We start from the raw sequence: 13,118 nt of genomic DNA on the forward strand, positions 1-13,118 counted from the left end.
ATTTAGTTTAAAATCAAGAGAATATTTAGCCATAGAAAAACACCCCAAAGTTGGTGTCCAACTTTTGGGGTGCAGTTCATATTATCAGGCGCTTTTTTTATACGCTAATAGATATAAAGTCATTAAATGCAAATTAATATCAAAATGATATTGATAATTATTAGCAATAATACTAACCTATTTGTCTAACTACAGTAGGTATATATAACTAATAGGATGATTATGTTTTTCTCAATATCAAAAAGGATTTTACTACTCGTTTCATTAATCAGTCTTTCAGCATGTCATTCGATAGAAAAACAACCTGTATCAACCGTAGATCTGGCTATTATTCAGTCGGCTAATATCATTGATACTCAGACTGGGCAATCTATCACAGCAGATACACTGTTAACACGATTAGCAAGCCAATCACATGTGATTATTGGTGAAAAACATGACAATGCTTATCATCATGATATTGAATATTGGTTAATGACAGAATTACCTAAAAAACGCCCTCAAGGCGCGGTTTTACTTGAGATGCTAACACCCAGCCAGCAATCATTAGTGGATAATACAAAGCAGCGTTATTCCGGCTCTGAATATCTACGAGATGAGCGATTAATGGCGGCATTAAAATGGAATTCCGGTTGGCCTTGGAAATGGTATGGCAATATTGTTAAAACAGGGCTAAGCGCTGATTATCCTTTATTAGCGGCAAATATTGATCGCAGTGAAATATCTAGTGCGTATAAAAACCCTCCTATTATTGATGGTGTGCATTCAACTGATGCATCTGTTCGTCAACTTATTCAAAAAACAATCGAGCTTTCTCATGGTGGAGAGCTTGATAAAACACAAGCAGAAAAAATGACGATCATTCAGCAATTGCGTGATCGTGCAATGGCTAAACGTTTATTAGATGCTCCGACACCTGCACTTTTAATCGCGGGTTCTTTTCATGCTACAAAAGTGATGGGGGTACCTTTACACGTTGCGGATCTCGCGCCAAATGAAAAGGTGACGGTCGTGATAATGACGGAAGAGGGAAGTGATGTGACTTCAATTCATGCCGATTATCTTTGGATAACACCTGTCGCATTACCTTAATTTATTGATAACACGAATATGCTTATTTCCTCTTGTATAGATCAAATACCAAAATTTCAGCTTTGTAGTTTTAAAGCCTTTATTTTGGCTATCGGTGTGCATGCTATTTTTGTCGTGGTTTATTTTTATTTCAATAAAGAGAATACGGTATTTATACATGAGCCTGAATTAGCGGTCATGATGAGCTTAAGTGAAAACGTACAAGCACTCAGTGATGAAAAACAGGTTGTAGGCGTAGATCAACAACTTTCTGTCGCCAGCCAAAAAAAAGTAGAGCAAGACGTTGCTGAAAAACAACCTGACCTGATTGTGAATGAAAATGCCGATATTCTTATCGAAAAACCTAAAAAAAGGGTTAATGTAGAGCAATCAGCTAAAGTGACACCCGTTACCGCTCCTGTAAATCCAGCGCCTACAATGAGTGAAAATGTGTCTAGTCAGTCAGCACCTTCAAGCAGTCGATCCGTGGCGAAACAGCAATCTAATGATGTTAGTGCAAATTATGACAGCGATTCAGATAGTTCAGAAAGCGCATTAGCCTTATGGCAAGCTAAAACAAAAGGGCACCTTAATCGTTATAAAGCCTATCCTGAAGAAGCAAAAAGCAAAGGCAGAACGGGTATCTCTAAAGTGCGCTTTATTGTTGATGAACAAGGTTATGTCATATCGAGTGAATTAATTCTTAGTAGTGGTGTGCGTTCCTTAGACAGAGAGGCACAAAGAGTGCTCAAACGTGCTGAACCCTTACCTATACCGCCGATAGAGTTATTATCGAAAGGTAAAATAATGGTTGAAATGCCAATTGAGTTTTCTACACTAACGTTCTAACGACAGGTCAAAAGGAAATAAAACGTTATGCTAATCGCAACAAAAAAACGGATGACGTTGAAATTAACAAGTGCGATCATGGCATTATTAATTTCAGCAACACCTGCATTGGCTCAAAATCAGAAGGACTCCCTAGTGATGCCACCAAAAGCGAATAAAGTACCTCATGTGATGACAGATCATGGAGATACTCGCACTGACAATTATTATTGGTTACGAGATGATTCACGCAAAGATCCTAAAGTGCTTGATTATCTGAATGCGGAAAATGCTTATACCGAATCAGTAATGAAAGAAGGTCAAGCCCTTGAAGAAACACTCTTCAATGAGATGGTAAGCCGTATGGCACAAAACGATGAGTCAGTACCTTACATTTATAATGGTTATACTTATCGTACTATTTACCAAGAAGGTAAAGATTTCCCTATTTATCAGCGTAAACCCGTAAATAGCGAAAGTGAATGGGAAGTTCTTGTTGATGGAAACGAACGTGCTAAAGGGCATGAATTCTATCAATTAGGTGATTTGACAATCAGCCCAGATAACAAACGTATTGCTATTGCAGAAGATAAAGAAGGGCGCAGAAACTATAATGTTGCCTATAAAGATTTATCGGATAACACATGGAAAGAGAATGTGTTAACTAATATCTCAGCAAACTTAGTGTGGGCAAATGATAGCAAAACACTATTTTATGTTGATAAAGATCCGCAAACGCTACTGCCTTATCAAATCTATCGCCATCAATATGGCACTGACCGTAAACAAGATGTCAAAATCTTTGAAGAAAACGACGATCGTTTTTATACATGGATGGGTAAAAGCAAATCTGAAGATTACATTCTTGTCTCTATTGAAAGCTCAACAACCTCAGAATCTCGTTTAATTGACGCAAATGCACCAGAAAAACCGATGGTCATTTTCTCTGAACGTCAAGAAGGGCGTGAATATGATATCGACCATTTCAATGGCGAATTCTATATTCGTTCAAATCATGAGAGTGAATTGTTTGGTCTTTATAAAACAGCATCAATTGATAAACCTTGGGAAACGGTCATTGCACCACAAAAAGAGGTCGATTTAGAAGGTTTTGATCTCTTTAATCGCTGGTTGGTTGTTGAAGAAAGAAAACAAGGTCTTGTGTCATTACGTCAAATTGATTGGAAAACAGGTCAATCAACGCATGTTACGTTTGACGATCCTGTTTATATGGCATGGCTAGGATTTAACCCGCAAGCGGATAGCGAAGAGCTCCGCTTTGGTTATACTTCCATGACAACGCCGTCTTCAACTTATCAATGGAATATGCAAACGCATCAAAAGCAGTTACTTAAACAACAAGAAGTAAAAGGCTTTGAACGTGATTTGTATGAAAGTGAGCGTATTTGGGTAAAAGCACAAGACGGTGTTGACGTTCCCGTATCATTGGTTTATCGCAAAGACTTATTTAAGAAAGGTGAAAACCCTATCTTAATTTATGGCTATGGCTCCTACGGTAGCAGTATTGATCCTTCGTTTAGTTCACCTCGTTTAAGTTTGTTAGACAGAGGCTTTGTTTATGCGATTGTGCATGTCCGCGGTGGTGGTGAATTAGGTAAGCGTTGGTATAACCAAGGTAAAATGGAACATAAAGTTAATACTTTTACTGACTTTATTGATGCGACTAAATCCCTTATTGAGAACGGTTATGGTGAACCTAAACACGTTTATGCAATGGGGGGCAGTGCCGGCGGATTATTAATGGGCGCTGTTGTGAATATGGCGCCTGAATTATACCGTGGTGTTGTTTCTCAAGTGCCATTTGTAGATGTTGTGACAACCATGCTTGATGCTTCAATTCCTTTAACTACAGGGGAATATGAAGAGTGGGGAAATCCTGCGGATAAAGAAGTTTATTTTCGCTTAAAATCGTATAGCCCATACGATAATGTGGTTGCTAAAGCTTATCCTCATTTATTAGTCACAACAGGATTACATGATTCACAAGTACAATATTGGGAGCCTGCAAAATGGGTTGCTAAATTGCGTGAATTAAAAACAGATAATAACCTACTATTACTTGATACTAATATGAGTGCAGGGCATGGTGGTAAATCAGGACGTTTTAATCGCTTACGTGATACAGCAAAAGAATATGCCTTTATTCTGATGTTAGAACAACCTGAAGTCTATTTTAAAACTCAGAATATAAAATAGAATAGTCAGTTATAATAAATAAGTTTAATAAATTAGCCTGTCTCTCTTTAAGAGAGGCAGTGCTATTATTTAAATCGGATATAACAATAATAATATTTTCTAGTTTAATCACTTTATATAAAGCAACGTGAGCCTATTTAAATAAAAATAAAGAATAGGTTTATTATGAAATTTACAAGGAAAATACTTAGCACTCTTATTTTATTCTCAGGTGCTAATCATCTTGCTATCGCATCTGAAACAGATAAAGCAATTCAATTCAGTAGCTTAAAAGTTTCATCAGCACAAAAAGAAACGCCAGAACAGAAAGCATTGGGAAAACCTGGAGCTTATAGCGCGATTGGTGAAATTAATAATCTTGAATCTGTAGAACAAGCATTACGCTCAACGCCAGGAACGTATACTCAAATGGACGTCAGCCAACCAGGCGTTAGTGTCAATATTCGCGGGCTTAGTGGATTTGGGCGCGTGAATATGATGGTAGATGGTGTCACCCAAACTATGTATAGCACATCCCCTAGTCAAATTAGCCATGGCGGTCAACCCTACAATCAATTTAATAGCATGCTTGACCCAAACTTTATTATTCAAGTGGATATTTCGCGCGGTCAACAAGATGGTGAAAATAGCATTAATGCGTTGGCGGGTAGCGCGAACTTTAAAACCATTGGTGTAGACGATATTTTATTTAAAGGGAATTCATGGGGAATAAGAAGTAAAGCTGCTGGTGGCACTAATGGTCTAGGCTATAACGGTATGATTGCTTTTGCAGGGCAACGTTCTCTATTTAATGATAATGGTTCAGTTGGCGCAATGCTTGCTTTAAGTGGGCATAAAATAGAATCGTCTTATAAGAATGGTGCAGGATTTAATAGTGAAGAGTTTGCCACTAATAAACACTTTAATCAAAAACCACATTCAGAATTGGCGAAAATTAATATTAAACCTAATGATTCTCATGAATTAGAATTAAGTGGTCGATTTTATAATAATAAATTTAATCGACGTAAAATTGATGCTAAAGATTATTATGCAAAATATCGTTATACGCCATTAAATGACATTTTTGATAGTGAAATTCGTTTAAGTCACAGCCAAGCCTCTCAAAAATTTGAGGGCGATTCTTTAATGAGTTTGCGTAATGCAAATGCAGAAAATATCTCTGATTCATTAGTGGCTAAAAATACCAGTCGCTTTCATTACGGCGAATTGGATATGGCATTAACGCTTGGTTCAAAATTAATGTCAACAGAATACAAACGTAGTGTTATTGCCCCCTCTACTGATCCATGGCAATCACAAAATATGGTTGAATATAATACGTTTGCACCGCAAGGAAAAAACGATTTAACCAGCTTCTTCACACAAATGAAATTTGAATACGATATTTATACGTTGGATCTCAATCTAAATTATGTCGATTATCATATTAAAGGACGTAAACCGGCTTGCGATCCAACCGCAGCCTGTTTCCCTGAAGGTGAAATGAATGTCAATCGGCATGATAGAAATTGGGACCCAGGAATGCTACTGTCTGCTGAAATTATTCCAGAATTTCAGCCATTTGTAAGCTATGCACAAACGATGAGAGCACCGACATCACAAGAGATCTTCTTTGCCAATGAAGGTGGTGCTTCAATGAACCCCTTTTTAAAAAGTGAAAAAGCCGATACTGTTCAAATGGGTTTTAATAGCTATCGTCCAGATTTGATTATTGAAGGCGATAGCTTACGATTTAAAGGATTGTGGTATCACACAAAAATTAAAAACTATATTTCCAGTGACTCTTATTTTGTGTGCAAAGGTGGTGTGCGTTGTAAAAATGATGGTTCTTTAACCAATGAAGATTATGCGGGAATCGAATATGATGGCAATATTTTCCTGTATACTAATAGCCTTAAGCCTGTCACTTTACGCGGTTATGAACTTCAAGCCAATTATGATGCAGGCGTATTTTACACGAACCTTTCTTATAGCGATCAGCGAACATCTCAACCGACTTCAATTGCCAGTACTGATTTTGGGCAAACACCGGCCTCCGAATTACCTAAATATTATGCCACTATTGATACTGGTGTTCGCTTCTTTGATGACAGGTCATTAGAGTTAGGCACGGTGATCCAAATAACAGGTAAATCACGTAAATCTGCGCCGGAAGGAATAGACTACGATTTAGGTATAGTACCTATGGTCGAACAAGAAAAAATCCCAACGATAATTGACGTTTACAGTAATTATCAAATTAATAAAAATGTCTCATTGAAATTTGCTGTGCATAATTTAATGAATAAAAATTATTCTAATGCGCTTGATAAAAGTAATTCATCACCAATTATGCAAGATCCAGGTGCTAACACACAGACGGCTCGCGGTAGAAGTTACTTATTTGCAGGGGAAGTGCGTTTTTAATATAACGTAATGATTATCTTAAAGTATAAATAATAAAAAACGGCATCAACATTATTCTGATGCCGTTTTCTTTTGTATTTATATTAAAAAGCCATTTGATAGGGCTAATTATCATTTTTAGAGGCTGTTTTACGTTTAGCGTTTATCTTTTGTGTTTTAACCACTTCACTGGTGATCCAACCATCTTCAACACGGGTTTTTAGGGGATCACCCACTTTTACTTGTTTGGTATTTTTCAGCACATCTCCAGACGCTGTTTCACTAATACTGTAACCGCGAGAAAGCGTTGCGAGAGGGCTCACACTTTCTAAACGAGAACAGCTAATAGCGAATTGTTCACGTTGACGAGATAACTGTTGTGAAATACTTTCTCGTATACGGTAAATCAACTGCTGTTGTTGGCGAAGTAATGCTTGGATTTGTGAACTAGGGTCTTGGTAATTAAGGCGTTTTTGTAGTTGTGTTTGTTGATGTTGCTTGGCTTGCAATAGCTGCTGAAAACGAGTAACTAAACGCTGTTGTGTGGAAGCTAATATATTTTGCTGACGAGCAAGACGTAAATGAGGATGCTGTTGCTGCAAACGATGATGAAGCTGTGTTATTGCGCGTAATTTTTTCGCTAAATAGTAATCCATTGCCATTTCGAGGCGTTGTTGTTGTGATTGTAATTGGCGCAATAGCTCAAGTTTGTTACGACTAATGAGTTCTGCTGCAGCAGAGGGAGTAGGGGCTCTAAGGTCGGCAATAAAATCAGCAATGGTCACATCGGTTTCATGACCAACGGCACTTACAATTGGAATTTCACTGGCAAAAATAGCACGAGCAACACGCTCATCATTAAACGCCCAGAGATCTTCTAACGAACCGCCACCACGACCAACAATTAAGACATCACACTCTTTACGGCGATTAGCAAGTTCGATGGCATGAACAATCTGCATAGGCGCTTCAACACCTTGAACTGCGGTTGGATAGATAAGGACAGGCAAAGAAGGATCACGACGCCGAAGAATATTTAAGATGTCGTGTAGTGCTGCTCCTGTTGATGACGTGATGACACCAATTTGTTTAGCGGGTGATGGCAGGGGTTTTTTATGAATAGCATCAAATAACCCTTCTGCACTGAGTTTTTGTTTTAAGAGCTCAAATTGTTGTTGTAAGAGTCCGTCCCCAGCAGGCTGCATACTCTCAACAATCAATTGGTAATCGCCTCGTGGTTCATACAAGGTAATTGTTGCGCGAACTAAGACTTGCTGACCATGCTGAGGGCGAAAAGTCACTTTAGTATTTTGCCCACGAAACATCGCTGCTCTAATTTGGGCATGAGTATCTTTTAACGTAAAATACCAGTGACCAGAAGAGGGTTGAGTAAAATTGGAAATTTCAGCGCTGATCCAAATGCGACCCATTTCCATTTCTAATAACTGGCGAACGGTCTTATTTAGACGGCTAACAGTAAAAATATTATTGTTTATCGGTAGTGTCATGTGAGCCAGATCAAATTTTAAAACAAAGACTTAATTGATTGATACTACCTAAGTTAGTGGCAGGATCAATAAAAATTTTGAAAAAAAGCTAGAAGCAACCGATTACGGTGTGTATAATTCCGCGGCAATATTTTCTATTTCCTAAAAGCCGCCTTGGTGAGATATTGCTATGTTACGAATTAAAAAAGAAGCACTTACATTTGATGATGTTTTGTTAGTTCCTGCACACTCCACTGTTCTTCCTAATACTGCCGACTTATCTACTCAACTGACTGAAACAATCCGCCTAAATGTTCCTATGCTTTCTGCTGCAATGGATACTGTGACTGAAGCGCCTTTAGCTATCGCATTAGCTCAAGAAGGTGGAATTGGTTTTATCCACAAAAACATGTCTATCGAACGTCAAGCTGAAGAAGTTCGTCGTGTGAAAAAACATGAAAGTGGGGTTGTCACTGATCCTATCACCGTAACACCAGAAACTTCTTTACGTGAAGTTCAAGCAATGACTGAACGCAATGGCTTTGCGGGTTACCCTGTTGTGACAAAGGACAACGAATTAGTGGGTATTATTACTGGTCGTGATGTTCGTTTTGTTACTGATTTAGACCAACCTGTTACTGCGGTAATGACACCCAAAGAGCGTTTAGTGACTGTACAAGAAGGCGAAGCACGTGACGTTGTTATGCAAAGAATGCATGAAAAACGTGTAGAGAAAGCCTTAGTGGTTGATAACAACTTCCACCTGAAAGGTATGATCACTGTAAAAGACTTCAAAAAAGCAGAACGTAAACCAAACGCATGTAAAGACGAACACGGTCGTTTACGTGTAGGTGCTGCTGTTGGTGCCGGTGCGGGTAACGAAGAGCGTGTAGCAGCATTAGTTGCCGCTGGCGTTGACGTTTTACTTATAGACTCTTCTCATGGTCACTCTGAAGGCGTATTACAGCGTATTCGTGATACTCGTGCATTATATCCAAATCTCCCTATTATTGGTGGCAACGTTGCAACTGCAGAAGGTGCTTTAGCATTGGCTGATGCAGGTGTGAGTGCGGTTAAAGTTGGTATTGGTCCTGGTTCAATTTGTACAACACGTATCGTAACAGGTGTTGGTGTACCACAAATTACCGCTATTGCAGATGCAGTTGACGCACTGAAAGATCGCAATATTCCTGTTATTGCAGATGGTGGTATTCGTTTCTCTGGTGATATCGCAAAAGCATTAGCCGCAGGTGCAGCTTGCGTTATGGTTGGTTCAATGTTTGCCGGTACTGAAGAATCTCCAGGTGAAATCGAACTGTTCCAAGGCCGTTCTTATAAATCCTATCGTGGTATGGGTTCATTAGGTGCAATGTCTAAAGGTTCATCAGATCGTTACTTCCAAACTGACAATGCAGCAGACAAATTAGTACCAGAAGGTATTGAAGGCCGTGTTGCTTATAAAGGTTTATTGAAAACGATTGTTCACCAACAAATGGGTGGTTTACGCTCATGCATGGGCTTAACAGGCTGCGCAACAATTAAAGAATTGAATACCAAAGCTGAATTTGTCCGTATCAGTGGTGCTGGTATTCAAGAAAGCCATGTTCATGATGTGACCATCACAAAAGAATCACCTAATTATCGCTTAGGTATGTAATTTATTTCGAGAAAGGCTTGTTTGGATGATAAATTAGCAAGCCTTTCAACTTTATGACTTTATCTGTTTTGGAATTCACCACAAATGACAGCAAATATCCATAATCATCGCATTCTTATCCTTGATTTCGGTTCACAGTATACGCAGCTTATTGCTCGTCGTATCCGTGAAATCGGCGTTTATTGTGAACTCTGGGCATGGGATGTTACAGAAGAACAAATTCGTGAATTTAATCCTAATGGTATTATTCTGTCTGGTGGCCCTGAAAGTACGACTGAAGATAACAGCCCTCGTGCGCCAGAATACGTATTTAATGCAGGTGTTCCTGTATTAGGCATTTGTTATGGTATGCAAACGATGTCAATGCAATTAGGTGGCGACGTCGAAGTTTCGGGTGAGCGTGAATTTGGTTATTCACAAGTTGAAATTCGTGAAACTTGTGCACTGTTCAATGATATTCAAGATTCAGTTAGCGAAGAGGGCAAACCATTATTAGATGTGTGGATGAGCCACGGTGACAAAGTTACCGCTATTCCATCAGACTTTGTCACTGTAGCCAGCACGGAAACTTGTCCATTTGCTATTATGGCGAATGAAGAGAAACGCTTTTATGGTGTTCAATTCCACCCAGAAGTGACACACACTCACCAAGGTTTAGCTATTTTAAAACGTTTCGTTTTAGATATCTGTGGTTGTGATGCTCTGTGGACTTCTGCTGCAATTATTGAAGACACTGTTGCTCGTTTAAAAGAGCAAATTGGTGATGATCACGTTATTTTAGCGTTATCAGGCGGTGTTGACTCTTCAGTGACTGCATTACTGTTAAATCGTGCGATTGGTAAGCGTTTAACATGTGTATTTGTGGACAACGGTTTATTGCGTCTGAATGAAGCAGAACAAGTCATGGAAATGTTTAAAGGTAAATTTGACCTAAATATTATTCATGTTGAAGCTGAAAATCGTTTCTTAACTGCGTTAAAAGGCGAAAACGATCCTGAGAAAAAACGCAAAATCATTGGTCATACATTTATTGAAATCTTTGATGAAGAAGCCGTTAAACAGCCACAAGTTAAATGGTTAGCACAAGGTACTATCTATCCTGATGTGATTGAATCAGCGGCATCAGCAACAGGCAAAGCTCATGTGATTAAATCGCACCACAACGTGGGTGGTTTACCAGAAGATATGAAACTGGGCTTAGTTGAGCCATTAAAAGAACTGTTTAAAGATGAAGTGCGTAAGATTGGTTTAGAGTTAGGTTTACCATACGATATGCTTTATCGTCACCCATTCCCAGGACCTGGTTTAGGGGTTCGTGTATTAGGTGAAATCAAGAAAGAGTACTGTGATCTATTACGTCGTGCTGATGCTATCTTTATTGAAGAATTGCATAAAGCTGACCTATATAACAAAGTAAGCCAAGCATTTACCGTGTTCTTACCCGTGCGTTCAGTGGGCGTTATGGGCGACGGTCGTAAATATGACTGGGTCGTTTCATTACGTGCAGTGGAAACTGTGGACTTTATGACAGCGCATTGGGCTCATTTACCTTATGACTTCTTGGGCCGTGTTTCTAACCGCATTATTAATGAAGTTAGTGGTATCTCCCGCGTCGTTTATGATATTAGCGGTAAACCACCAGCAACTATTGAGTGGGAATAAACTACCGTTTATCAGCAATAGTTGATAAAGGTTAAAAAACCAATAGCCATCAGTAAGTTACTGGTGGCTTTTTTGTTTTCTATGGTTAGTAATGGTTGACAAGAACCGAAAAAAATGACGGTATAGTAGACGGTATCAAAATATAAATTATAAAATTAAGACACTGATACCGTCATGAATTTGCTGTCATTTGACGGTATCAGCATTGAGGTTATAGCATGCTGACCGATACAAAACTAAGAAGTTTAAAGCCACAAGACAAGCTTTATAAAGTGTCTGATCGAGATGGTTTATACGTTGCAGTGACAAAAAGTGGTGTTATTTCATTTAGATATGATTATCGTTTTAATGGAAGGAGAGAAACGGTTACTTTTGGTCGATACAGTGCTGACGGTATCACGCTTGCAGAAGCAAGAGCGGAATTAATTGAAGCAAAAAGGCTACTAAATGCAGGAATATCGCCAGCTTCAAAGAAACGTGACGGTATTGAGAGTAAAAAAATAGGGACGGTATTCAAAGACTATACCGTCAATTTTCTTAATGATGCCCAATATGCTGACTCTACAAGGGCCATGAAAGAAGCAATTATTGAAAAAGAAATCTATCCTGTAATCGGCAAGCTTCAGCTAGAAGAGATCACCACACCACGGCTTAGAGCATTGTGTGAAAAGATAAAGGATAGGGGCGCAAAAGCGACCGCATTACAAGTACGTGAGATTGTTGGCTCTGTTTTTACTTACGCTATAGATAGAGGTTATGAAATTAGTAACCCAGCAGATGCAATAAAGGCATCTTCCATAGGGACTTTTCAAGCACGAGAAAGGGCAATGTCACCGAAAGAAATCGGTATCTTATTTCGTGAACTAGAAAACTATAGTTGTTATCCAACCTTAAAATTGGCTGTTAAGTTTGTCTTGCTGACATTAGTCAGAAAGTCTGAGTTTATTCACGCTACATGGGATGAAATAGACTTTAAAAATAGACAATGGGTGATCCCCAAAGGGAGAATGAAGGGGAGAAAAGAGCATGTTATTTATCTCTCTGACCAGGCAATGGATATCTTAACCGGTATGAAAGTTTGTGCGATGGGAAGCAATTACTTAATGCCTGGTCGATATGATATTAAAAAGCCACTTTCTAATGCTGCATTGAATAACGTGATTGATGGGACCGTAAAACGTATCAATGAAAAAGGTATTGAGTTCGAACCTGTTACTGTTCACGATTTACGACGCACGGCAAGCACGCTATTGCACGAAGCAGGTTATAACTCAGATTGGATAGAGAAATGTTTAGCACACGTTCAAAATGGCGTTAGAGCCGTTTATAACAAGGCTGAATATGCTGAACAGCGCAGGAAGATGTTACAAGAGTGGGCTGATATGGTGGATGAATGGATAAAAGAGAAAGATTAACGCTCAGTCATTCTTCGCCAAGTGTTTTATAAGCAAGTAGTGACGACAGGTAAAGCACACCAACAACAGGCCAGATTGTGGAGTAAAACAATCTGGCCACAATATCTTTTATATTGTCGCTTTCGTGCTTAGACTCTGAAAACAGATATCCAGCAAGCCATAAGTACACAGCTAATAATGTGAGTAAAATAATCATTAGCCGTTTTTCCTTTTGTACTGAGCGTGATCATCACCACACTCTTTAGAGCAGTAAGCGCTGTTCTCTGTTACAGGCTCTTCACGACACCAGATACAAAATCCCGTTAAGCTTTTTGCTGGTGGCTCTCTGTTTGCTAATGCGGTGTTGATTTGTAGATCCGTTAAGTCATTAGCATCATCTGCGATATCAGGCAT

9 protein-coding genes are annotated in these 13,118 nt (G+C 38.9%); 7 read left to right on the plus strand and 2 right to left on the minus strand.

What is annotated here, in order from left to right; genetic code table 11:
• The first annotated feature begins 222 nt into the window (after positions 1-222).
• The 4 genes from DK865_RS02605 to DK865_RS02620 all read left to right on the plus strand — a co-directional run bounded on the left by DK865_RS02605 (position 223) and on the right by DK865_RS02620 (position 6,525).
• Entirely contained in the window at positions 223-1,092 is an 870-nt protein-coding gene (locus tag DK865_RS02605; protein ID WP_109391111.1) for a ChaN family lipoprotein, read from the plus strand.
• Positions 1,093-1,110: 18 nt separating this feature from the next.
• Positions 1,111-1,920 carry an energy transducer TonB family protein gene (locus DK865_RS02610; protein ID WP_023581919.1) on the plus strand — a complete coding sequence of 270 codons (810 nt, stop codon included), beginning with the start codon at positions 1,111-1,113 and terminating at the stop codon, positions 1,918-1,920.
• A gap of 27 nt (positions 1,921-1,947) precedes the next feature.
• Positions 1,948-4,116, plus strand: a complete 2,169-nt coding sequence (locus tag DK865_RS02615; RefSeq protein ID WP_109391112.1) for a S9 family peptidase — start codon at positions 1,948-1,950, stop codon at positions 4,114-4,116.
• 165 nt (positions 4,117-4,281) lie between these two features.
• On the plus strand, positions 4,282-6,525 hold the full coding sequence (locus DK865_RS02620; protein ID WP_109391113.1) for a TonB-dependent receptor: 2,244 nt from the start codon (positions 4,282-4,284) through the stop codon (positions 6,523-6,525).
• Positions 6,526-6,629: 104 nt separating this feature from the next.
• Here the strand turns inward: DK865_RS02620 and xseA are convergent, their stop codons facing one another.
• Positions 6,630-8,012 carry an exodeoxyribonuclease VII large subunit gene (xseA, locus tag DK865_RS02625; RefSeq protein ID WP_109391114.1) on the minus strand — a complete coding sequence of 461 codons (1,383 nt, stop codon included), beginning with the start codon at positions 8,010-8,012 and terminating at the stop codon, positions 6,630-6,632.
• 169 nt (positions 8,013-8,181) lie between these two features.
• Between xseA and guaB the strand changes: the two genes are divergently transcribed.
• The 3 genes from guaB (at position 8,182) to DK865_RS02640 (ending at position 12,725) form a co-directional block, all read left to right on the plus strand.
• Positions 8,182-9,648, plus strand: coding sequence for an IMP dehydrogenase (gene guaB / locus DK865_RS02630; RefSeq protein WP_023581923.1), 1,467 nt, complete (start codon positions 8,182-8,184; stop codon positions 9,646-9,648).
• An 84-nt stretch (positions 9,649-9,732) separates the two neighbouring features.
• Entirely contained in the window at positions 9,733-11,310 is a 1,578-nt protein-coding gene (guaA, locus tag DK865_RS02635; RefSeq protein WP_109391115.1) for a glutamine-hydrolyzing GMP synthase, read from the plus strand.
• 218 nt (positions 11,311-11,528) lie between these two features.
• On the plus strand, positions 11,529-12,725 hold the full coding sequence (locus DK865_RS02640) for a tyrosine-type recombinase/integrase (RefSeq protein WP_109391116.1): 1,197 nt from the start codon (positions 11,529-11,531) through the stop codon (positions 12,723-12,725).
• A gap of 195 nt (positions 12,726-12,920) precedes the next feature.
• On the opposite strand, the gene DK865_RS02650 is transcribed toward DK865_RS02640, so the two are convergent.
• Entirely contained in the window at positions 12,921-13,118 is a 198-nt protein-coding gene (locus DK865_RS02650; protein WP_004250849.1) for a hypothetical protein, read from the minus strand.

The organism is Proteus cibi (genome assembly GCF_003144405.1).
GTDB classification, from domain to species: domain Bacteria; phylum Pseudomonadota; class Gammaproteobacteria; order Enterobacterales; family Enterobacteriaceae; genus Proteus; species Proteus cibi.

Excerpts from the sequence above, each read along its gene's own strand:
- DK865_RS02605 (WP_109391111.1), top strand. The coding sequence starts at position 223 with ATGTTTTTCTCAATATCAAAAAGGATTTTACTACTCGTTTCATTAATC.
- DK865_RS02610 (WP_023581919.1), top strand. The coding sequence starts at position 1,111 with ATGCTTATTTCCTCTTGTATAGATCAAATACCAAAATTTCAGCTTTGT.
- DK865_RS02615 (WP_109391112.1), top strand. The coding sequence starts at position 1,948 with ATGCTAATCGCAACAAAAAAACGGATGACGTTGAAATTAACAAGTGCG.
- DK865_RS02620 (WP_109391113.1), top strand. The coding sequence starts at position 4,282 with ATGAAATTTACAAGGAAAATACTTAGCACTCTTATTTTATTCTCAGGT.
- xseA (WP_109391114.1), bottom strand. The coding sequence starts at position 8,012 with ATGACACTACCGATAAACAATAATATTTTTACTGTTAGCCGTCTAAAT.
- guaB (WP_023581923.1), top strand. The coding sequence starts at position 8,182 with ATGTTACGAATTAAAAAAGAAGCACTTACATTTGATGATGTTTTGTTA.
- guaA (WP_109391115.1), top strand. The coding sequence starts at position 9,733 with ATGACAGCAAATATCCATAATCATCGCATTCTTATCCTTGATTTCGGT.
- DK865_RS02640 (WP_109391116.1), top strand. The coding sequence starts at position 11,529 with ATGCTGACCGATACAAAACTAAGAAGTTTAAAGCCACAAGACAAGCTT.
- DK865_RS02650 (WP_004250849.1), bottom strand. The coding sequence starts at position 13,118 with ATGCCTGATATCGCAGATGATGCTAATGACTTAACGGATCTACAAATC.